The organism is Virgisporangium aurantiacum, from assembly GCF_016863635.1.
In the GTDB taxonomy this organism is placed as follows: Bacteria; Actinomycetota; Actinomycetes; order Mycobacteriales; family Micromonosporaceae; genus Virgisporangium; species Virgisporangium aurantiacum.
Map to the genome: position 1 here is coordinate 1 of NZ_BOPG01000045.1, position 21,680 is coordinate 21,680.

Genomic DNA, 21,680 nt, shown 5'->3' on the forward strand with positions numbered 1-21,680 from the left:
GAAGAAGGCGACCGCGGTCTACCACGCCACGACGTCGTACGTCTCGCGGGCGGTGACGACCGTGAAGAAGACGTACAAGGCGGCCAAGGCGAAGGTGAAGAAGGTCGTCAAGAAGGTCAAGAAGGCCATCAAGAAGGTCGTTTCCAAGGCCAAACGGTTCGTGAAACACGTCTACCACAAGGCCAAGAAGTGGGTGAAGAAGAAGTACAACGCCGTCAAACGCAAGGTGAAGAAGTTCGTCAAGGCGGCGAAGAAGTGGGTGGCGAAGAAGGTCGCCTCGGCGAAGAAGAAGCTGAAGTCCGCGTACAACCGGATCAAGCAGGCCGGTAAGAAGATCGTCGCGAAGACCGTGAGAGCCGTGAAGAAGGCGGCGTCCAAGGTCGGCGACGCCTACCACGCCACCGAGAAGTGGGTGAAGGACCACAAGAACGTCATCATCGAGGTGGCCGCGATCGCCGGTGGCATCGTCGCCGGTATCGCCTGCACCGCCGCCACGGCCGGTGCCGGTGCGGTGGCCTGCATGGTCGGTGCGGCCGCGATCATCAACCTGGCCAAGGACGCCGCGCAGGGCAACATCCACAACTGGGGCGACGCGTTCGGCTCGCTCGGAACCGGTGCGCTGCAAGGTGCGGCGGGTGCGTTCGGTGGCGCCATCGGCGGCCGGCTCGCCAGTGCCGTGGCCGGCAAGCTCGGTCCGATGGCCGCGTCGCTCGGCGGCCGCATGCTCGCGGGCGGCGTGTCGGGTGGTGTCGGCGACGCCGTCACCCAGTTCGCCACCACGGGCCGGGTCGACCTCCGCGGCGTCGCGATGAGCACCGCGATCGGCGCCGCCAGCGCCGGCCGTACCCGGGGCTGCAGCGGGCACAGTTTCTCGCCCGACACGAAGGTCCTGATGGCCAACGGCAAGACGAAGGCCATCAGCGAGATCCGGGTGGGTGACAAGGTCGTCGCGACCGACCCGGCGACCGGGAAGACCGTGGCCCGCACGGTCACCTGGCACCACATCAACCGCGACCGCGACCTGACGAACCTGACGGTCCGCACCGCCGACGGCAAGAAGAACACCGTCGAGACGACGCAGCACCACCCGTTCTGGAACGAGAAGGCGAAGCAGTTCGTCGCCGCCGGCGCGCTCGTCGGCGCCGCCCTCTTCGGGGCACAGGCCGCAACGCCCGACCGGGCAACCGCCGCGCCGACCACACCGGTCGTCGAGTCGGTCGTCAACTACACCGGCGACCGGGAGATGCACGACCTCACGGTCAACGAGATCCACACGTACTACGTGGTCGCCGGCGCGACACCGGTGCTCGTCCACAACTGCCCGACGGGCGTCGGAAGCGGAGGCGGCCAGCCCGCCGCGCAGCCGTCCACACCGCGCCGCGCGACGATGATCGCGAGCGCGGACGGCACCACCGTCCCGACCAACGCGGCCCGACTGCAGCGCGGCCTGCAGGACGCGGTCGACGCCGGGGAGCCGGGATTCAGCTCCTTCCAGACCAACTCACCGGGCATTGGCTACAATCTGCCGAACGGCGAGACCATCCGCATCATGCAGCCGTCGGGTCCGGCCGGATTGCGCGCCTCGTTCGAAGACTCGCACGGAAACGCGATCAGCCCGTTTACCGGCAAGCAACCCCAGCCGCCAAAGGGTTTCAGCGGGAACTGGAAACAGGTCCGCCGCGGGCTCACGCACGTCGAACTGGATTAGGCAGGAGCTGAACACGTGACGAGGGAACCGGTCGAACTGCCACGGGCCGGTTCCTTCGTCACGGAGGTCGGTCTCAGCCAGACGGGGTTGTTCCTCACCTTCTGCGACAACGAGCCGACACCGCCGGAGTATGTCCGCCTGTTCCTCGACACGAGCTGGACGCTCGGCGCGACCCGCTTCGACCTCGACGCCGACGAACCGGAATCGGGGTTGCTCACGCTCTGCCGGGTGCTGAGCAGAACCGTGGCCAGCGCGGCGCGGTCGGGTGCCGGCCTGGTGGTCGAGTTCGAGGACGCCGGAAAGCTCGAGATCGACGGGCAGGCGGCGGCGGACACGACGCACGACATCTGGTGGCTGGCGAGGCCCTAGACCGGTATCTCCCGCCACACCGCGTCGGGGCCCGGGTTGCCGGTGAAGTCGTAGCGGACAGCGCCGTCGCGGAGGGCGAGCAGGGTCGCCGACGTCGAGCCGTACGGGGCGCCGCGGTCCTCGCGGGCCACGATCAGGGCGCGGTCGTCGGCCGGGTCCAGGCCGTCGCCGTCGAGCAGGGGGATCCAGGCTTCCCAGGCGTCGGCGGTGGGGCGGCCGGGCTTCGGGTCCGGGTCGCCGGCGGCGGCCAGCAGCGGCGCGAAGTGGGCGATCAGCGGGTCGGCCGTCGTGTCGAGGCCGAGGTTCACCACGATGTGGGCGCCGGGCGGCACCTCCCGGTGCGTGTACTCGTCGCCGGTCCACGACCACAGGTCGCAACGGTCCAGCGTCCCCAGCAGGAGATGGAACGCGTCGTAGGCCGAGGCGTCCGCCGGCGCGCGACCGGTCTCCAGCGCCGAGAGCACCAGCGTGCCGCGGGTCGGGCGGGCGGCGGCGGTGGCGGGCAGCGGCGGCCCGTTCAGCAGCGCGGCGAACGCCGGAGCGCCGGGGTCGACGGCCAGCCAGGTGCCGCCGCCGATGAGGTCGATGCCGCCGACGTACGTCGTGCCGGGCCAGTGCGGAGCGGGCGGACGCCACGGCCGGCCGACGAACTCGTCACGAACGGCGGCGACCAGCAACGGCCACGGCGCGCCGGGCTCGAACCTCAGGAGGACGGTACACACCCCCTCATCCTCCCTCGGCGGGCAACGCATCGCCGACGGTCAGCTGAGGAGGTCCGTGTCGTCGTCGGCGCCGCGGCTGCGGTACAGGTCGTCGGTCATCTTGCGTTTGATCGCGGGGACGCGGTCGGCGATCCGCAGGAACGTGCGCTGCCCGGCCAGCGCGACCCGGCCCAGCACCGGCTTGTGGACGAGCTGGTCGCCACCGATGCGTTCCTTCGACGCCTCGACGGCCGCGAACCCGTACTCGATCATGCGGCGCTCGTAGTCGGCGACCGCCGCCAGCAGTGGCTTCGCGCCGTCGCGGACGGCGGTGAGCTGGCGGACCAGCCGGGCGGCGTCGCGCAGGGCGGTGTTGGCGCCGACGCCGAGCCCGGGCGTCATCGTATGGATGGCGTCGCCCAGCAGGGTGACCGCGGTGCTCGGCCACGGGTCGACCGGCACCGACGTGCGCACGGTGACGACGAACGTGGTGGTCGGATCGCCGAGCCGGAACAGCTGCCGCAGCCGCGGGCTCCACGTCGGGGTCATCGCGAGGGCGAGGTCGATCAGGTCGGCGCCGGAGCGGGTCATGACGTCGGCGGGGAAGCGGCGGGTGGCAGCGGCCAGGCCCCAGTTGATGTAGTCGCGGGTGTTGTCGAACAGGAGACCGGGCCAGCCGGCCAGGAGTTCGGCGTCGTTGGTGACCGAGCCGTCGCGGTCCCACGGGAACCGCATCCAGTGCAGGATGCAGGTCATTCCGTGCGGGGCCAGGACCATGCCGATTCCCGGGCGCAGGTTCGCCGGGACGAGCTCGGTGGTTTCGGGGGTGATGGGGACCTTCGCCGAGATGGCCAGGATGCCGGCGTCCTCGACGCGGGCGTGCGGCAGGTACTGCCGGCGCACGGCGGAGTTGGTGCCGTCGGCGGCCACCAGCAGGTCGCCGGTGGCCGGCGGGCCGTCGGTGAAGTGGGCGGTGACCCGGCCGTCGGGACGGGTCTCGTAGTGGGTGAAGGTCCGGTCGAAGTGGATGACGTCCTCCATCCCGGTGAACAGGACCTGCCGCAGCGTCATCCGGCTGACCGACTTCTCGCCGTTCACGTCGTCGAGCCCGAGCCGGAGCGGCAGCGTCAGCACCGGACGCAGCCGCTCGTCCAGGAACGCGAACGTCTCCGGTTCGCGGGCGCAGGTGGCGACGAACGTCCGGTAGAGGTCGGGCGGCAGGCACTCCTTCAGGGCCCGGCTGCCGTGCGGGTCGATGCCGACGCGGTAGCCGTGCAGCCCGTCGCGGCGGGTGCGGTCGCGTTCGTAGACGCTGACCCGGATGCCGGCGCGGCGCAGGCCGTGGGCGAGGCACATGCCGCCGGTTCCGGCGCCGATGACGATGACATGAGGGGACATGAGGAACCTCTCGAACTTCTAGCGACTAGAATCCCAAGCTATCTCGGATTAGCTAGAATTTCTAGCCATGCCCGATGAGCAGCTCATCGCCGAGATCGGCGCCGCCATGCAGGCCTACCAACGGGCCGTCGACCTGGTCGACCAGCGGGCCGCCGAACGGCTCCGGCTCAACCGCACCGACATGCGCTGCCTGGAACTCGTGTTCACCGACGCGCCGCTCAGCCCGGGCGAACTGGCCACCGCCGCCGGCCTGACGACGGGCGGCGTCACCACCGCGATCGACCGCCTGGAACGGGCCGGATACGTCACCCGGGAACGCGACGCCACCGACCGCCGCCGGGTCACCGTGCACGCCACCACCGAGGCCACCCGGCTGATCGGCGAGCTCTACGGCCCGGTCGTCACCGAGGGCGGCGCGTACCTGGCCGGGCTCGACGACGCCGCGCTCCGGCAGATCCTCGACTTTCTGCGCTTCGCCACCGACCAGCACACCACCCACGCGGCGCGGCTCGCACCCTGAGCGCTCCCGGCGGTCACATTGACGACGCCTGCGTTGCGGCCGCGACCCCGGCGGGACCACCGTCGAGCGATGACCGCCGCACAGAACACCTACATCTTCGACCAGGCGTCGGAGCGGGAGCGGGCCCGGCTCGGCGGCCTGTCCGCCCAGTTCGACGCGGTGTCGATCCGTCACCTCACCGCGCTCGGCGTGGCGCCGGGCTGGCACTGCCTGGAGATCGGCGCCGGCGCGGGCAGCATCGCCCGATGGCTGGCGACCACGGTCGGACCCACCGGCCGCGTGGTCGCCACCGACCTGGACACCCGGTTCCTCACCGACCTGCCGGCGCCGGTCGAGGTGCGGCGGCACAACATCGTCACGGACCCGCTGCCCGACGGCGGGTTCGACCTGGTGCACGCCCGTGCGGTCATCGAGCACCTGGCCGACCGGCGCGACGTCGTGGCGCGGCTTGTCCCGGCGTTGCGGCCGGGCGGCCTGCTCGTCCTCGAGGACGTCGTGTTCGGCGAGGTGACGCGCGTGGCGACGGCGCGGGTCGCCGAGCCGCACGCCAACGCCGCGGCGTACGTGCGGGCGCTGATGGCCGTGGCCGCCGGGCTGGGCGCGGTCGGCGCGGACTCCGCGTTCGGCCTGGACCTGCCGGACGCGCTGGAAGCGGCGGGGCTCCGCGACGTCGACGGTGAGCTGACCGCGCGGTTCGTCCGCGGCGGCAGCCCGGAGGCCGCGTTCTACGAGTTGACGCTGCGCGAGGTCGGCGACCGGCTGATCGCGGCCGGCCTGCTGTCCCCAGGGGACGTCGCCGACGCGCTGGCGTTCACGTCCGAGCCGGCGTCCCGGTGGCTGTCCACGGCCCTGGCCACGGCGTGGGGCCGCCGCCCCTGAGCGGGTAGCGGCCTACGCTGGTCGGGATGGCCCTCTCCCGCTGGTGGACGCTGGTCGCGCTGGGCACGGCGGTGGTCGTGGCCGGTGTGGTCGCGGTGGTCGCGGTCCGCGTCCTTTCGAAGGAGACGGGGACGGGCGCCCGCGGCACCCTGTCAGCGTCCCCTCCCGGGTCCCCTCCCGTCGCGTCCCCTTCCTCCGCCGCACCGGCGCTGACCCCGCGGCAGGCCGCCGGCCGGCGGATCGTCTACTCGTACCCCGGCCTGACCCCGCCGGCCAGCCTGTTCGAGCACATCCGCACCGGCGAGGCCGCCGGCGTGATCTTCTTCGCCGAGAACATCTCCGGTACCGCGCAGATCGCCGGCGTGGTCGGCCAGTTGCGGGCGGCGCAGCGGCAGAGCCCGGTCGCCGCCCCACTGCTGCTGATGACCGACCAGGAGGGCGGGCAGGTCCGCCGGCTGCCGGGTCAACCGGTCGACTCCGCCAAGCAGATCGGGCGGTCGTCGGACGCGCGGGCCGCCGCCGCGCGTGCCGGTGCGGCCGCGGCCTCGACGCTGACCGCCGCCGGCATGAACGTGAACCTCGCCCCGGTGCTCGACGTCTACGACACGGCCGGCAACTTCATCGACGGCGCCCAGCGGTCCTACAGCAACGACGCGCAGCGGGTCGCCACGCTCGGCGTCGACTTCACCGCCGCCCAGCAGAAGGCCGGCGTGGCGGCCACCGCGAAGCACTTTCCCGGTCTCGGCTCGGCCGCGCGCGGAAAGAACACCGACGCCGGGCCGGTCACGCTGACCGTGGGCCTGTCCACCCTGCGCGGCCGCGACGAAGTGCCCTACCCGGCCGCGATCGCCGCCGGCGTCAAGCTGGTGATGCTGTCCTGGGCGGTGTACCCGGCCCTCGACGCGAGCCGCCCGGCGGGGCTGTCGCCGGTGGTCGTCGGCTCGGAACTGCGCGGACGGCTGAAGTTCGGCGGCGTCACGATCACCGACGCGCTGGAGGCCGGTGCGCTGAAGCCGTACGGCACCACGGCGCAACGCGCGGTGCTGGCCGCGGCGGCCGGGGTGGACCTGATCCTGTGCTCGGCCCGGGACGTGTCACAGGGCGAGTCGGCCACCGTCGCCCTCGCCGACGCGCTGACCGCCGGCAGCCTCGACCGCGTCGCCTTCCAGGCGGCGGTCGACCGGGTCGCGGCCCTGCGGGCCGGGCTGGGCTGAGACCGGACCGAGACGCACTGATCGGGTGATCGAGCGAACCACCCCGCGCCATCGCCCGTATATCAGGACAACAGCCGGTGGGGTGACTGACATGTGCGGGATCGACGTCGTGGTGAGCGACCGGTTCGAGTTGCGCGCGGTGATCGGGCGCGGCGGGATGGGCTGCGTGTGGCTCGCCTACGACCGCGCCCTGCGCCGCGAGGTCGCCCTCAAGGAGACGGCCGCGGCCGGCGACCTGTCCGGACTGCGCGACCGGGTGCTCCGCGAGGCCCGCGCGGCGGCCCGGATCAACCACCCGAACGTGGTCCGCGTCCTCGACGTCGTCGACGCGTCGCGGCGGCCGTGGATCGTCATGGAGCACGTCCCGTCCTGGTCGCTACGGGAACTGCTCACCAGGAACGGTCCGCTGCCGCCGGGGTACGTGGCCGCGGTGGGCATCGCGGTCCTGGACGCGCTCACCGCGACGCACCGGGCCGGTGTCCTGCACCGCGACGTGACGCCCGGCAACGTCCTCATCGGACACGACGGGCGGGTCGTGCTCGCGGACTTCGGTATCGCGCTGCGCGACGGGCAGCCCGCCGATGACGCACCGGCGCTCGGCACGCCGCAGTACGTCCCGCCGGAGCGCGCGAGCGCCAACCTGTCGCTGCCCGAGGGCGACCTCTACTCGCTGGGCGCCACGCTGTACACGGCGGTGGAGGGTCGCGGCCCGTTCGACCGCGACTCCGTCGAGGACACGCTGGCGGCCCTGCGCGACTCGGCTCCCGATCCGCCCCGGTGCGCCGACGACCTGGCCGCGGTCCTCGCCGGGCTGCTCCGCCGCGATCCGTACCTGCGGTGGCGGCCGGCGCGGGCGCGGCGGGAACTCGTGCGGGTCGCCCGCGAGGCCCGCCCGGACGCGGAGCGGCACGGTGCGGTGCGCGGCGTCCTGGCGCGACCCGTGCAGCCGTCGACGATCGCCATGCCCGTGCCGGCGTGGTAGGTCGGTAGCGCCTGCGAAGGCGTGGTGAGTCTCAGCCGCGGCCGCGCCGGCGCGGTGATTCAGCCGCGGCCGCGCCACGTGTAGGCCGCGGCGGCCAGCACCAGCGCGCCGAGCGCCGGCAGCAGGATCCGGTAGCTGACGACGCCGACCAGCACGGCGCCGCCCGTGATCGCGACGACCTGGCTGATGCCGCCGATGCCGTCGTACGCGGTGGTGGCGCGGCCGATCAGGGATGCCGGCGTCGACCGTTGCAGCAGCGTGACGCGGGCGATGAACGGGATGGTCAGCCCGACACCGGTGCCCGCGGCCGCCACGACCACGGCCGGCAGCGCGGGAATCGACAGGCCGGCGACGGCCAGCCCGTGCACCGCCGTTCCGGCGCCGATCGCGCCCAGTTCGCCGTGCCGGCTGATCAGCCTGGTGGCGGCGAGGCCGCCGAGGACGGCGCCGATGCCGGTGATGGCGGCCAGGACGCCGACGAACGCCGGCGGGCGGTCCAGGCCGTCGCTGACGACGAAGATGGCCGACTCGGTGACGCCACCGGCGACGAACATCGTGCAGATGGCCACGACGCTGCGGCGGATCGCGGCGCTGCCGGCGATGACCCGCACCCCGGCGGTGAGTTCGGTCCACAGCACGAACCGCGACCGCGGCGGGCCCGGCGCCTCGGGCCGCAGCAGGCCGAACAGCAGCGCCGCCACCAGAAAGCTGGCCAGGTTCAGCAGCGCGACCGCTCCGATGCCCGCGACGGTGTACAGGGCGGCGCCGAGGAGCGGACCGCCGAGGCGCAGTCCCTGCCGCACGGTCTGGATGGCGCTGTTCGCCGCGGCGAGCCGGTGCTCGGGCACGAGGTCCTTGACGAGCGCGGTCACCGAGCCGAACACGCACACGTACGAGGCGCCCATCGCGGCCGAGACGGCGTAGACGATCCACCAGTCACCGGCGTCGTCGACGGTCAGCAGCGGTACGAGCGCGGTACCGGAGAGCACGCACGCGACGACGAGGACGGTCCGGCGGGGGAACCGGTCGATGACCCAGCCGAACGCGGGCGCCGCGCAGATCGGCAGCATGAAGAACATCACCGTCAGGCCGGCCGCGCCCGCCGAGCCGGTGAGGTCCTTCATCGCGATCGGTGGAACCAGCATCATCGACGAGTCGCCGACCATGCTCACCACGAGGGCGGTGTAGAGCAGCCGGAACTGGGGCCGAACATATTGATGATGTTCCATGATTTCGGTTGGCTCGACGGCTTGGTACGGTGCACGCATGATAACGGGGATCATCGATGTCGTGCGTCCAAGAGCCCGGTCCGCCGTCACGGCGGTGGCCGGGCTCCTTACTGTCGTTCTCGCCGTCAGCGGCCTGGCGACGCTCACCGCGCAGCCCGCGGCGGCCGCCACGCTGAAGTCCATCACCTGGTGGGAGAACCTGTATCTGGACGCGCTCGACTTCGACAACGAGTACTACCTCCCGCGCAGCCGGTCGGCCGACTCGTGGGACCACTACGAACTGGCGTACGGGATCGACGACCCGACCGCCCTGTACCGGGCGACCGGCAAGACCCGCTACCTCGACCAGGCCCTGCAACGCTCCAACAACGTGATGGCCACGGCCAAGAAGTCGAGCACGCTCGGGCCGGCGGCGTTCGGGGACTCCTACCTGGGCTGGGTGTCGTGGAAGAACGACACGTCCGGCACCGAGGAGCCGCTCTACGAGAGCTACGCCTGGCGCTACATCACCCGGCTGCTGCTGGTCATCAAGCAGACGCCGGCGCTGTACAACAACACCACCTACCGCAACCAGTACAACAAGCTGCTCGCCTTCGCCGAGGTGAACATCTTCGACAAGTGGTACACCCGCGGCGTCGAGGACTACATCTACCGGTCGAACACGCACATGGCCGCGCACTGGGCGTACATCGCGATGAACCTGTCGCTCATGACGACCAACGCGACCCGCCTCGCCCGCGAGCGCGAGGTGCTCGAGGCGATCAACTACAGCCTGCCGAACTACGGCGGGGCCTCGCTGCACGGCCAGTTCGTCGAGCACCCGACGATCGACGGGGCGTACTTCTGGAACTGGGACTGGAACGACTTCTCCCGGCCCGGTTCCGACGTGTCGCACGGCAACAACGTGGTGGCCTTCATCGTCGAGGCGCGTGACCTCGGCCTGGCCGACTGGAGCCAGCTCGACGTCGAGGCTCTGGTCGTCACGTTCAACCGGGCCGTGTGGCCCGCGGCGAACCGCTACGCCGCGTGGCTCGACGGAACCGGTACCGAGGACGTCGGCTGGTACACCGACGGCTGGATGAAGCTCGGCCGCTACGACGTCGCCACCCAGCAGCGGCTGGAGGCGGCGTTCGCGGCGAACCTGCTGCCGACCAGTCACGGCAACGGCGCGCTGAACGCCAAGCGCCTCGGCGCTCCGGTCTCGTAGGAAGTCTGCTGTCGTAAGTCAGGCCATCCGCGCCGTCGCCGGCGCGGATGGCTTAGGCTGCTTCGAATGCCCACACCTGAGCAGATCACCCGCCACGACGACTCGCCGCCGCCCGACGGGCTGTCCCCGTGGGTCGGTGAGTACCGCCCCCGCACCGACATCCGCGTCGTCGACCCCGACCCGGCCTGGCCGGAACGCTTCGCCACGCTGGCGGCCCGCATCCGCACCGCGCTGGGAGACCGGGCACTCGTGGTCGAGCACATCGGCTCCACGTCGGTGGCCGGGCTGCCGGCCAAGCCGATCATCGACGTCGGCCTGATCGTCGCCGACTCCGCCGACGAGGAGGCGTACCTGCCGGACCTGGAGCGGGAAGGCTTCACGCTGGTGGTCCGCGAGCCGTGGTGGCAGGAGCACCGGTGCCTGGCGCACGACGACCCGAAGTGCAACCTGCACGTCTTCGGGCCCGACGCGGCCGAACCGGTGCGGCAACGCATGTTCCGCGACTGGCTGCTCACCCACCCCGACGATCTCGCGCTCTACCGCGACACCAAGCGCGAGGCGGCGGCGGCAGCCAACGCGGCGGGCGAGCACGTCATGCAGTACAACGCCCGCAAGCAACAGGTGATCCGGGAGATCTACGACCGCGCGTTCCGCGCCGCCGGCCTGCTACCGGCGGAGTGACGGTTTGCCGCCGCGGGCGCCGGGTAGGCACGTGGCCGTGAATCGGACATCGCTTACCGAATTGCGGGTCGAGCACCTCGGCCTGGCCCGTAACGCGTCCAGCGGTCGCAGCGCGCACACCATCGCGGGCGGCCACGACCGGTCGCTCCGGCAGACGCTCATCGCCATCGTCGCCGGCCGGCGCCTCGACGAACACGAGAGTAACGGCGAAGCCACGGTGCACGTGCTCGAGGGACGGGTCCAGCTCGTCACCGCCGAGTCTGCCTGCGACGGCTCCGCCGGCGACCTCATCGAGGTGCCGGACACGCGGCACGCCCTGGAAGCGGTGGAGGACTCCGTCGTGCTGCTCACCGTCGCCGTCCACTGATCCGGTTGGGTGCGGGTGTCCGCTTTGGTCGGATTCAATGAGACGGCCCGGATCGCCGCGACGATGTTCGGGTAGGCCCCGCAGCGTGGTCGCAGCCCTTCTTGGCGCCGGTGAGGTCGAGGTGTTCGCGCAGCGCGTCGATTACGCGAGGACGGCGACGGCCTCGATCTCGACGAGGAGGTCGGGCTCGGCGAGGGCCGGCACGCCGACGAGGGTGGCGGGCCGCACCGGGTCGATGCCCAGCCGCTCCGCGGCCCGCAGGGCGCCGGCGTTGATCGCGTCCATCTTGTCGGGCGTCCAGTCGACGACGTAGACGGTGACCTTCGCGATGTCGGCGAACGTGCCGCCGACCGCGGTGACCGCGATGTTGAGGTTGGTGAGCGCCTGCTCCACCTGCGCGGCGAGATCGCCGGTGCCGACCGTGTTGTCGTCGGCGTCGCGGGCGACCTGGCCGGAGATGTATGCCGTGCGGGTGCCGGTGGCGAGGCCGATCTGGGCGTAGTTGCCGGGTGTCGGTAGACCTTCGGGATTGATCAGTTCGACGGGCATGGAATCCATTGGATCCCGCCGGTGCGGGAATGTCGAGCGGTCACATGTGGACGCCGCCGGGTGCGGCGTGGGGGTCGGTCGACGGTGGTCCGGAGCGGAGCAGCACGCCGCTGACGACCGCGCCGACGACGAAGAACCCGGCGACCCAGCCGAACGTTGTGGTGTAGCTGTCGACGGTGGCCGCCGCGACGACGTCCGGCGTCGGCGCCCGGCCGGCGAGGTTGTCCGCCAGCGCGCCGGCGGCGATGGTGCTGAGCACGGCCGTACCCACCGATCCGCCCACCTGCTGGGCGGTGTTGACGAGCGCGGAGGCCACCCCGGCGTCCGACGCGTGCACGCCCGCCGTCCCCGCCGTCATCGCCGGCGCCATGGCCAGGCCGATGCCGACCCCGACGACGATCAGCGGCCCGAGGACGCTCGACCGGTAGGTCGAGTCGACGTCGAGGCGGGTGAGCCAGAGCAGACCGGCGGCGGCGACGAGGAACCCCGTCGGGACGAGCGGGCGGGGCCCGAGCCGCGGCACGACCAGGCTGGTGGCGGTCGTCGCGGTGGCGGCCAGCGCGCCGATCATCGGCAGGAAGGCGACGCCGCTGCCGATCGGGGTGAAGTCGAGGTTCTGCTGCAGGTAGTAGGTGAGGAACAGGAAGACGGCGAACATGCCGACGCCGACGGTCAGCACGGAGAGCAGGGCGCCGCCCCGGTTGCGGTCGACGAGGACGCGCATGGGCACGAGCGGATGGGCCACCCGGGTCTCGATGACGACGAACGCCACCAGCAGCACGGCGGCGGCGACCAGCCACCCCCACACGTGGACGTCGTCGAAGTCGTGGGTCTCGGCCTCGGCGAAGCCGTAGACGAGGGAGAACAGGCCGCCGGAGACGGTGAGCGTCCCCGGGATGTCGAGGCGGTGCCGGGGACCGTCGGCGTGCTGGTTGTGCAGCAGCATCGTGGCGCCGATCCCGGCGGCGACGGCGAAGACGATGTTGACGTACATGCACCAGCGCCAGTTCAGGTACTCGGTCAGCATCCCGCCGAGCAGCAGGCCGATGGCGCCGCCCGCGCCGGCGATCGCGCCGTAGATGCCGAACGCCTTGGCGCGCTCCTTCGCGTCGGTGAACGTCGTGGTGAGCAGCGAGAGGACGGCCGGAGCGAGCAGCGCGCCGAACACGCCCTGCGCGGCCCGCGCGGTGACCAGCAGCCCGAAGCCACCGGCCGCCCCGCCGACGGCCGAGGCGACCGCGAAACCGGTGAGGCCGATGAGCAGCGTGGTCTTGCGGCCGACGAGGTCGCCGATGCGGCCGCCGAGCGGAAGCAGGGCGCCGAAGGCGAGCGCGTAGGCGGTGACGATCCACTGCCGGCTCTCGTTGGAGAAGCCCAGATCCGCCTGCGCCGACGGCAGCGCGATGTTCACGATGGTCGCGTCGAGCACCACCATCAACTGGGCCAGGCCCAGGACGCCCAGGATCAACCAGCGTTGGCCGTGGTGCACGTTGGGCTCGTGGTCGGAACCGTGCGCCGCGTGCGCACCGTGGTAACCGGTGTGGTCGGCGCTGTGCCTGGGCGTGTGCTGCAGATCTGCGGACGTCATCGTGGTGCCCCTCTCCGGGGAGTCCCCGTGGGCCCGATCGGCGGCCGCGCGGTGATGTTGAGCGGAACCGGTGGTCCACGTACGTTGGGCCGGTGACAGCGGGAAGCGGGCAGCGGAACGGTTCGGTCGCCGCCGCGGCCGTCATCGGTGGGGTGGCCGGTGCGGCGCTCGCGGCCCACCGGGGCGCGCGGGCGGCCGGCATCGGCGCGCTCGCCGGCGCGGCCGGGCTGGCGGTCTCGGAGCGGATCGCCCGAGCGCGGCAGAAACCCGGTGAGATTCCCCCGTTGTGGCAACGGATCGCGACGAGCGCCGCGCTGGTCGCCCCGCTCGGCTGGGCGGCCGGCCGGGTGACCGGTGCCGGCCCGGTGGCGGTCGGTGCGGCGACGGGCGCGCTCGGCGGGCTGCTGGGTGTGCGTCCACAAAAGGTCTTACTGGGTCCCGTGTTCGGCGCGGCGGTCGGGCGGGCGCTGGCCGCCAACCGTCGCCCCGTGCCGGCGGCCGTCGTCGCCAGCGCCACGATGCTGGCCTACCGGGTCGCGTCGTCGTTGGTGTTCCGGGACGCGCAGGTCACCCTGCTCGCCGACCGGGTGCGCGCCGAGGACCTGCCGTTCGTCGTGCCACTTGAGGCCCGGTCGCGGTACGTGGGCACGGGGTACGTCAGGCAGCTCGCCGACGTCATCGGTGGCCGGTACGTGGCCGACGCACCGGACGTGGGCATCGTCGCCTCGCTCGACGAGCTGCGCGGTCCCGACTTCGATCCGTCCATTGTGGACACACGGGTGCGCGAGTTCTACGAACACACCACCCGGTTCCGGCTCGACATCGTGCCGGAGTGGCGGCTGTGGGTGCGTCCCGGCTACCTGCTCTACCGGACGCTGGTCGCCCGTCCGCTCGGCCAGGCGAACGTGCCGACGAACCAGCGGGAGACCCAGCGCGGCATCCGCAGCCGCATCGACACCATCACGCTGCCCGACCGGTCCGACGTGGCCGTGCGCGGCTGGATCCGCTCGTTCACCGACACCGACGAACCCATCTACGTCGGCATCTACACCACGTACCGGCACGACGGGCGCGGCTACGTCAGCGTCGGATTCCCGGTGCCACAGGGCAGTTTCACCGCGACGCTGCAACCGCGGCACCGGCCCGGCGGCGGGCTGGTCCTCACCAGTCGCAGCAACCTGGAGCACCCCGGCCACTACCTTACCTACGTCGACCCGGAGAGCCGCGACCTCACCGCCGTTGCCGTGCACGGCTTCGCCGAACAACTCGACGTCCACGTCACCGACGGGGAACTGCGGGCCGAACACGCCTTTTCCGTGTTCGGCCTGCCGTTCCTCGTGTTGCACTACCGGATGCACCGCAAGGTCTAGCCAGCGGCGGAGGGCTCCACGACGTTGGCCGCGTCGCGGGCGGTGCGGAAGTTCGCCCGGTACTGGTCGTGGATCGGGTTCGACTTGATGCGCACCATCGCCTCGTCGTTCTCGCGCAGCGCGGCGGTGCTGTAGTTGTGGCTGCCGGTGACGACCCACTTGGTGTCCTTCTCACCGACGTAGGTGCCCTCGATGAGCAGGTACTTGGAGTGGATGACGTACGGGTTGCCGGCGTTGTCCGGGAACTGGTACAACGCGATCCGCGAGTGGTTGGTGAGATGGCCGAGCGAACCGGCGTCGATGGTGGTGTAGATGACGTCGACCCAGCACTTCTGGTCGGCGAGTTCACGGAGCCGGCGGGCGATGTCGTCGCGGCTGAAGTACCACATGCCGATGCGGATGATCGTGCGGTGCGTGTCCTGCGTGCCGACCGTGGTGTTGCCTTCGCAGGTGATGTTCTCGTTCAGCATGTTGTAGACCGTGTCGGTCGACTCGTCCGAGCCCGACCGCGGGAAGAAGTAGACCTTCGCGTTGCCGCTGCCGACGGTCCGGTAGTAGTTGGAGGTCTTCGCCTTGGCGGCGAGGTCGGTGAAGTAGGACGCGTAGGCGTTGTACAGCCCGGTGTTGCCCACGAGGGTCACCGCGTTGTTCCAGAACTTCGTGGCGTTCTCCGTGGTGAGGTTCGCCGACGACTGCACCACGACGTTGGCGGAGCCCGACGTGCTGGAGAACAGGAAGAACTTGTTGTGCATGATGGGCGTGCCGGCGTTGCCGATGCAGGCGGCGTTCTGGGTGCAGAGCACGAGGAACGACGGCTTGGTACGGTCGCTGCCCAGAGCCGAGATGAGCGTGGTCACCGCGGCCTGCGCGGCGTCGGAGTAGTCGACCACGAGCCGCACGTTGGCACCGCGGTTCTTCGCCGCGACCAGGTCGGCGGCGACGGCGGTGTCGCGGAAGTGGTACATCGCGATCGTGATCGTCGACCCGGCCGGCGCACCGTTGATGAGCGACCGCACGTGGTCACGGATTTTGTACTGTTCGGCGGCGATGAGCGGGTTGTTGAACACCGCGCCGTCGGCCACCGCGGCCGACGCGGGCGGCGCCGCCAGAACGACGGCGGTGGCCAGCGTCGACAGGGCGGCAGCGGCCAAGAGGCGTAGGGGACGCATCGAACTCCAATCCAAGTGACGGATGTCGATTTGCCCCCCGCGGGATCATGCCACACGCCGACCGGCGGACGCCAGGCCGCCCCAGGTGCGTAGGGTGGGGCGTTATGGGTGTGCGGTTCGAGGAGCTTGCCTGGCACCGGACCCGAATGGGTGACATCAGCCTGTGGCGGCGGGTCGATCCGGTCTCACACACCGACGTGTACGAGGTCAAGCTCGGCGACGAGTACCTGATGTCGAGCCTGTTCACCGTCGCCGAGGTGGAGTTGGCCCGGTTGGCGCTCGCGGCGCATCCGGGCGCCGCGATCGACGTGGTGGTCGGCGGGCTGGGACTGGGGTTCACCGGGCGCACCGTGCTGGATGACCCGCGGGTGGCGTCGTTGACGGTGGTCGACGCGGTGGCAGAGGTCATCGGATGGCACCGGGACGGGCTGCTGCCTTTCGCCGCGGCGCTGACCGCCGACGACCGGAGCCGGTTGGTGCACGGGGACTTCTTCGCCATGGCGGCCGGTGCGGGCTTCGACCCGGACGCGCCGGGGCGTCGCTTCCACGTCGTCGCGGTCGACATCGACCACTCGCCGCGGCATCTGCTGCACCCGGGCCACGCCGCGTTCTACACCGTCGACGGGCTGACGGCACTGACCCGGCACCTGTATCCGGGTGGGGTGTTCGCGTTGTGGTCAAACGATCCGCCCGACCCGGAGTTCACCGCCACCCTCGATGAGGTGTTCGCCACCAGCGTCGCGCACGTGGTGACGTTCGCGAATCCGGTTCAGGGCGGGGAGTCGGCCAACACCGTCTACGTGGCGACGGCCTCGTAGGACGCGTCGGCCAGCAGCGGTTCGAGCACCAGGCGAGGGTACTCGGAGACGAGCGCCCGGAGCCGCCACTTGTCCAGCACCAGGGCCAGCAGGGCGTTGTCGCGGTCGCGGGTGAGGACCTCCACCCCGCGTTCGGTCTGCAGCGTGTCGCGGCCGGCCGGGTCGGTGCGGCGGGCCATGCGGTAGGGCAGGTGCTCCAGTTCGGTGGGCACGCCGAACTCGACGGTGAGGCGGTACGTGGCGACCTCGAACTGCATCGGGCCGACCGCGGCCAGCACCGGCGCCTGGTCGCCGCGGGCGTTCGACCGCAGCACCTGCACGATGCCCTCGGCGTCGAGTTGCTCGATGCCGCGGCGGAAGCGCTTGAACTTCGACGAGTCGGTGGCCCGCAGAACCGCGAAGTGCTCCGGCGCGAACGACGGCAGCGGCGGATAGCTGACCACGGGACCGGCGTGCAGCGTGTCGCCGATGGCCAGCGCGGTCGCGTTGACGAGGCCGACCACGTCGCCCGGGTACGCCTCGTCGAGGGTCTCCCGGTCGCGGCCGAACACCTGCTGGGCGTACTTGGTGGCGAACGGCCGGCCGGTGGTGGCGTGGGTCACGACCATGCCGCGCTCGAAGCGTCCCGAACAGACCCGGACGAACGCGATCTGGTCGCGGTGCGACGGGTTCATGTTCGCCTGGATCTTGAAAACGAACCCGGAGAACGGGGCGTCGATCGCCCGGGCCTGCCCGTCGGTGTCGGGGCGCGGGCGCGGCGGCGGGGCGTGCTCGACGAGGACGTCGAGAAGCTGCCGGACGCCGGCGTTGGCCACCGCCGCGCCGAACAGCACCGGCGTGGTGGTGGCGGCGTTGAACGCGGCCTCGTCGTGGTCGGCGCCGGTGAGCGTGAGCAGGTCGAGTTCCTCGACGGCGCGGTGCCAGTCGGGGCCGAACCTCTCGGCCGCTCCGGCGGGCGCGAGGTGCTCCTCGATCGCGGCGGTCGCACCGCCCGGGCTCCGCTCGAACCGGACCATCCCGCCGGTGCGCCGGTCGACGACGCCGTGGAACTGCCCGGCGATCCCGACCGGCCAGGTCAACGGCGTGCACTTCAGCCCGATCCGCCGCTCGATCTCGTCGAGCAGGGCGAGCGGCTCGTGACCGGGCCGGTCCCACTTGTTGATGAACGTGATCACCGGAACCCGCCGGTGCCGGCACACCTCGAACAGCTTCAGCGTCTGCGGTTCGAGGCCCTTCGCGGCGTCGAGCAGCATCACCGCGCAGTCGACCGCGGTGAGGACGCGGTAGGTGTCCTCGGAGAAGTCGGCGTGCCCCGGCGTGTCGAGCAGGTTGATGACCGCGTCGCGGTAGGCGAACTGCAGCGCCGTCGAGCTGATCGAGATGCCGCGCTGGCGTTCGATGGCCATCCAGTCGGACACCGTCGCGTTGCGTCCCGCCTTGCCGTGGACGGCGCCGGCCTCCCCGATCGCACGGGCGTGCAACGCCAGCGCCTCGGTGAGCGTCGACTTACCGGCGTCGGGATGGCTGATCACGGCGAACGTGCGTCGCCGTGCCGCCTGGCCCGCCACCGTCACCACCGGGGCTGTCGTCGCCGTTCCGGACACGAGTTTCCACACCACCTGTCGTCTGGGGATTGATACCGACTCTATCTCGCCGATCTCCCGGGCGATGATGATGCATGCTCCCGACGCCCTTCACCGACCTGTTCGGCATTCCGCATCCGATCATGCTGGCGCCGATGGGCGGGTCGGCCGGTGGCGCGCTCGCCGCGGCCGTCTCGCGCGGTGGCGGGCTCGGGATGCTCGGCGCCGCGAACGGCGATCCGGAGTGGATGGCCCGGGAACTGGCGATCGTGGCGGCCGGCACCGACCGGCCCTGGGGCATCGGGTTCCTCACCTGGGCGATCGACGCCGGTGCGGTGGAGCGCGCGCTGGCGCACCGGCCGCGGGCGGTCATGCTCTCGTTCGGCGATCCCGGCCCGTACGTCGGCCTGGTCCGCGCCGCGGGCGCGGTCCTGATCATCCAGGTGACCGACGACGAGGAGGCGCGGCGGGCCGTCGACCTGGGCGCCGACGTCATCGTGGCGCAGGGCACCGAGGCCGGCGGCCACGGCGCCCGGCGCGGGCGGTCGACGCTGCCGTTCGTGCCCGTCGTGGTCGACCTCGCCGCGCCCGTCCCGGTGCTGGCCGCCGGCGGGATCGCCGACGGCCGTGGGGTGGCCGCCGCGCTGGCGCTGGGTGCCGCCGGCGCCGTGATCGGGACCCGCTTCCAGGCGACCACCGAGGCGCTGGTCGACGCCGCGACCGTCAAAGCGATCGTGGACGCGCGTGGGGCGGACACCGAACGTAACAGCGTGCTCGACATCGCCCGCGGCTCCCGGTGGCCGTCGGCGTACACCGCCCGCACCCTCGGCCACCCGTACCTCGACCGGTGGCGCGGCCGCGAGGCCGACATCGCCGCCGACGAGCGGGCCCGGCGGGACTACGCGGACGACCTGGCCCGCGGCGCCATTCCCGCGCTGCCCCGCTGGGCGGGCGAGGGTGTCGACCTCATCACCGACGCGCCCTCGGCCACGGAGCTCGTGGCGCGGCTGGCCGCCCAGGCGGAGAACGCACTGGACGCGGTGACCCGTGTGACCTGACCCACGGTGAAACTCCTCAACGTCGAGCGGTCGCCGCCGATCGGTCCGGCGTGCGGAGCTGGACAGGTGAACGGGTGTGGCTGGGGTGGCTCCTGTGCGGGATCACCTCGGTCGCGGTCTACCTGCAGCTGCCGGACGGGCTCACGGCCAGCGTCCTGTACGAGGTCATCGGTGCCGCCTCGGCGGTCGGGATCCTCGTCGGGGTGCGGCTGAACCGGCCCGCCCGCCCGTGGATCTGGTACTGGTTCGCGGCCGGGCAGGGCACCTGGGTCGTCGGCGACATCATCTGGACCTACTACGTCTACGGGCTGCACGAGGAGCCGTACCCCTCGGTGGCCGACGCCTTCTACCTGAGCGCGTACCCGATGCTGCTCGCCGGGCTCGTCCTGCTCGTGCGGCACCGGTCCGGGAGAGGCACCGGCCGCGACGTCGCCTCGCTGGTCGACGCCGCGATCGTGGCGACCGGGCTGGGCCTGGTGTTCTGGGTGCTCGTGATCCGGCCGATCGCCGAGGACACGTCGACGTCGATGGCCGAGCGGCTCATCGGCTGGTCGTACCCGGCCGCCGACGTGGTCATCCTGGTCATGCTGCTGCGCGCCTTCGCCGGTAGCGGGATCCGCACCGCGGCCTTCCGGCTCCTCGGCTGGGCGGGGACGCTGCTGCTCGGCTCCGACGTCGGTTACTCCGTAATGTCGCTGCACTCGTCCTACGAGGGTGGCCTCCTGGACGCCGGCTGGCTGCTCTCCTACGTGCTGTGGACGACCGCCGCCCTGCACCCGTCCATGTCCCGGATCGCCGGGGGCGGACCCGCCGACGCGACCGCGGTCGGCCCCGGCCGGCTGGTGCTCCTCGCCGCGAGCCTCCTGCTCACCCCCGGGCTGCTGTTCATCCAGGGCGCGCTGGGGACGAAGGTGGACTGGCTGGCGATCGGCACCGCCGCGGTGGTGCTGTTCGGCCTGTTGCTGGTGCGGCTGGGCGGCTTCGTCAGGCAGGTCCGGTGTCAGTCCGACGAGCTGAGCCGCCTCGCGATGCACGACGACCTGACCGGCCTGGCGAACCGGCGGCTGCTGGAGAAGCGGCTGGGCATCGCCGCGCATCAGGGTGTCCAGCTGGCGTTGATCGACCTGGACGGGTTCAAGACCGTCAACGACCGGCTCGGGCATCCGGTCGGCGACCAGCTCCTCGCCGTCGTGGGGCAGCGGCTGAACGCGCTGGTGCGGCCCACCGACACCGTCGCCCGGATGGGCGGGGACGAGTTCGCCGTCCTGATGCCCGGTGCCGACGCGGCGACCGCCGACCGGGTCGTCGACCGCGTCGCCGAGGCGCTCCAGGAGCCCGTGTCGGTGGCCGGCAACGACCTGCTCGTCGGCGCCAGCATCGGCGTCGCCGACAGCACCGGCGGCACCGACCCGGCGGAGATCATGCGCCGGGCCGACGTGGCGATGTACGCGGCGAAGGAGCGCCGGGGCCGGGCGCTGCGGTACCGGCCGGACCTCGACGAGCGCGCCGCCGAGGACGCCCGGCTGGGCGCGCAGCTGCGGATCGCGCTGGACACCGGTCAGCTGCGGCTGGTGTACCAGCCCATCGTGGAGCTTCCGGAGGGCCGGACCGTCGCCGTCGAGACGCTGGTGCGGTGGGACCATCCCGAGCTGGGCGAGGTGGGTCCGGCGACGTTCATCCCGTTCACCGAGCGCAGCGGGCTGATCGTCGAGCTCGGCGCCTGGGTGCTGCGTACGGCGTGCGCACAGGCACAGCTCTGGCGGACGACGCTGGGCGGGCACGCGCCGCAGCGGATCAGCGTGAACGTGTCGCCGCGGCAGCTCACCGAGCCCGGCTTCGCCGACATGGTGATCGCGACGCTGGCCGAGACCGGACTGCCCGCGGGGTGCCTGGCCGTCGAGGTGACCGAGACCGCCGTGTTCACCGGCGGGAAGGCCATCGACGCGCTGCACGACCTGCACCGGCACGGCGTGCGGATCGCGCTGGACGACTTCGGGACCGGCTACTCGTCGCTGGGCCTGCTGCAGACCGTGCCGGTCGACATCCTCAAGGTCGACAAGTCGTTCGTCGACGGCATCGCCGTGGCCGGCCGCGAGTCGGTCATCGCCCGGGCGCTGATCGGCGTCAGTACCGGGCTCGGGCTGACCGCCGTCGCGGAGGGCGTCGAGACCGCCGAACAGGCGAACGAGCTGTACCGCATGGGGTACCGGTACGCGCAGGGCTACTACTTCGGCCGGCCGACCGCCGAGCCGGTGTTCCAGGTGCCGGTCCACGCCGCGGCGTGACCGGG

20 protein-coding genes are annotated in these 21,680 nt (G+C 71.8%); 13 read left to right on the top strand and 7 right to left on the bottom strand.

Going from position 1 to position 21,680, the window contains the following annotated elements:
- Positions 1–1,708: polymorphic toxin-type HINT domain-containing protein (locus Vau01_RS33185; protein ID WP_275423981.1), on the top strand; the 1,708-nt coding region annotated here is incomplete at its 5' end.
- A 15-nt stretch (positions 1,709–1,723) separates the two neighbouring features.
- Positions 1,724–2,077, top strand: coding sequence for a hypothetical protein (locus Vau01_RS33190; protein ID WP_204000904.1), 354 nt, complete (start codon positions 1,724–1,726; stop codon positions 2,075–2,077).
- Here Vau01_RS33190 and Vau01_RS33195 read toward each other — a convergent pair.
- Together Vau01_RS33195 and Vau01_RS33200 are read right to left on the bottom strand one after the other, a co-directional pair.
- Positions 2,074–2,799: an NRDE family protein gene (locus Vau01_RS33195; RefSeq protein ID WP_204000907.1), complete on the bottom strand. Its 726-nt coding sequence runs from the start codon at positions 2,797–2,799 to the stop codon at positions 2,074–2,076. The genes Vau01_RS33190 and Vau01_RS33195 overlap by 4 nt on opposite strands.
- A gap of 39 nt (positions 2,800–2,838) precedes the next feature.
- On the bottom strand, positions 2,839–4,176 hold the full coding sequence (locus Vau01_RS33200; RefSeq protein ID WP_204000909.1) for an FAD-dependent oxidoreductase: 1,338 nt from the start codon (positions 4,174–4,176) through the stop codon (positions 2,839–2,841).
- A 67-nt stretch (positions 4,177–4,243) separates the two neighbouring features.
- Here Vau01_RS33200 and Vau01_RS33205 point away from each other — a divergent pair, with 67 nt between their 5' ends.
- The 4 genes from Vau01_RS33205 to Vau01_RS33220 all read left to right on the top strand — a co-directional run bounded on the left by Vau01_RS33205 (position 4,244) and on the right by Vau01_RS33220 (position 7,771).
- Complete coding sequence (locus Vau01_RS33205) at positions 4,244–4,696, top strand: MarR family winged helix-turn-helix transcriptional regulator (protein WP_204000912.1); 453 nt, start codon at positions 4,244–4,246, stop codon at positions 4,694–4,696.
- Between the two features lie 69 nt (positions 4,697–4,765).
- The gene (locus tag Vau01_RS33210) at positions 4,766–5,575 is read left to right on the top strand and encodes a class I SAM-dependent methyltransferase (RefSeq protein WP_204000915.1); all 810 of its coding nucleotides are present in this window, start codon (positions 4,766–4,768) and stop codon (positions 5,573–5,575) included.
- A 26-nt stretch (positions 5,576–5,601) separates the two neighbouring features.
- Complete coding sequence (locus Vau01_RS33215; RefSeq protein WP_204000918.1) at positions 5,602–6,789, top strand: glycoside hydrolase family 3 N-terminal domain-containing protein; 1,188 nt, start codon at positions 5,602–5,604, stop codon at positions 6,787–6,789.
- Between the two features lie 91 nt (positions 6,790–6,880).
- The gene (locus tag Vau01_RS33220; protein WP_204000921.1) at positions 6,881–7,771 is read left to right on the top strand and encodes a serine/threonine-protein kinase; all 891 of its coding nucleotides are present in this window, start codon (positions 6,881–6,883) and stop codon (positions 7,769–7,771) included.
- A 59-nt stretch (positions 7,772–7,830) separates the two neighbouring features.
- On the opposite strand, the gene Vau01_RS33225 is transcribed toward Vau01_RS33220, so the two are convergent.
- Positions 7,831–9,000, bottom strand: coding sequence for an MFS transporter (locus Vau01_RS33225; RefSeq protein ID WP_204000922.1), 1,170 nt, complete (start codon positions 8,998–9,000; stop codon positions 7,831–7,833).
- 37 nt (positions 9,001–9,037) lie between these two features.
- Here Vau01_RS33225 and Vau01_RS33230 point away from each other — a divergent pair, with 37 nt between their 5' ends.
- The 3 genes from Vau01_RS33230 (at position 9,038) to Vau01_RS33240 (ending at position 11,255) form a co-directional block, all read left to right on the top strand.
- Entirely contained in the window at positions 9,038–10,207 is a 1,170-nt protein-coding gene (locus Vau01_RS33230; RefSeq protein ID WP_204000924.1) for a hypothetical protein, read from the top strand.
- A gap of 66 nt (positions 10,208–10,273) precedes the next feature.
- On the top strand, positions 10,274–10,888 hold the full coding sequence (locus tag Vau01_RS33235; protein WP_204000926.1) for a GrpB family protein: 615 nt from the start codon (positions 10,274–10,276) through the stop codon (positions 10,886–10,888).
- 37 nt (positions 10,889–10,925) lie between these two features.
- Positions 10,926–11,255: a cupin domain-containing protein gene (locus tag Vau01_RS33240; protein ID WP_204000928.1), complete on the top strand. Its 330-nt coding sequence runs from the start codon at positions 10,926–10,928 to the stop codon at positions 11,253–11,255.
- A gap of 141 nt (positions 11,256–11,396) precedes the next feature.
- Here the strand turns inward: Vau01_RS33240 and Vau01_RS33245 are convergent, their stop codons facing one another.
- Both Vau01_RS33245 and Vau01_RS33250 read right to left on the bottom strand, forming a co-directional pair.
- A complete protein-coding gene (locus tag Vau01_RS33245) occupies positions 11,397–11,804 on the bottom strand; it encodes a RidA family protein (protein ID WP_204000931.1) in 408 nt (135 codons plus the stop codon).
- 40 nt (positions 11,805–11,844) lie between these two features.
- Positions 11,845–13,392 (bottom strand): MFS transporter, encoded by a 1,548-nt coding sequence (locus Vau01_RS33250; protein ID WP_204000933.1) that lies wholly within the window; start codon positions 13,390–13,392, stop codon positions 11,845–11,847.
- A gap of 92 nt (positions 13,393–13,484) precedes the next feature.
- Between Vau01_RS33250 and Vau01_RS33255 the strand changes: the two genes are divergently transcribed.
- A complete protein-coding gene (locus tag Vau01_RS33255) occupies positions 13,485–14,762 on the top strand; it encodes a hypothetical protein (protein WP_204000936.1) in 1,278 nt (425 codons plus the stop codon).
- Here Vau01_RS33255 and Vau01_RS33260 read toward each other — a convergent pair.
- Positions 14,759–15,913, bottom strand: coding sequence for a phospholipase D-like domain-containing protein (locus Vau01_RS33260; RefSeq protein WP_204000938.1), 1,155 nt, complete (start codon positions 15,911–15,913; stop codon positions 14,759–14,761). The genes Vau01_RS33255 and Vau01_RS33260 overlap by 4 nt on opposite strands.
- A gap of 122 nt (positions 15,914–16,035) precedes the next feature.
- Between Vau01_RS33260 and Vau01_RS33265 the strand changes: the two genes are divergently transcribed.
- Positions 16,036–16,749 carry a polyamine aminopropyltransferase gene (locus Vau01_RS33265; protein ID WP_204000940.1) on the top strand — a complete coding sequence of 238 codons (714 nt, stop codon included), beginning with the start codon at positions 16,036–16,038 and terminating at the stop codon, positions 16,747–16,749.
- Here the strand turns inward: Vau01_RS33265 and Vau01_RS33270 are convergent.
- Positions 16,728–18,365, bottom strand: coding sequence for a peptide chain release factor 3 (locus Vau01_RS33270; RefSeq protein WP_239152044.1), 1,638 nt, complete (start codon positions 18,363–18,365; stop codon positions 16,728–16,730). The two genes, Vau01_RS33265 and Vau01_RS33270, sit on opposite strands and share 22 nt — an antisense overlap.
- 62 nt (positions 18,366–18,427) lie before the next feature.
- On the opposite strand from Vau01_RS33270, the gene Vau01_RS33275 reads away from it, so the two are divergent.
- Together Vau01_RS33275 and Vau01_RS33280 are read left to right on the top strand one after the other, a co-directional pair.
- Positions 18,428–19,390 carry an NAD(P)H-dependent flavin oxidoreductase gene (locus Vau01_RS33275; RefSeq protein ID WP_204000942.1) on the top strand — a complete coding sequence of 321 codons (963 nt, stop codon included), beginning with the start codon at positions 18,428–18,430 and terminating at the stop codon, positions 19,388–19,390.
- Positions 19,391–19,464: 74 nt separating this feature from the next.
- The gene (locus Vau01_RS33280) at positions 19,465–21,675 is read left to right on the top strand and encodes a putative bifunctional diguanylate cyclase/phosphodiesterase (protein WP_239152045.1); all 2,211 of its coding nucleotides are present in this window, start codon (positions 19,465–19,467) and stop codon (positions 21,673–21,675) included.
- Positions 21,676–21,680 lie beyond the last annotated feature (5 nt).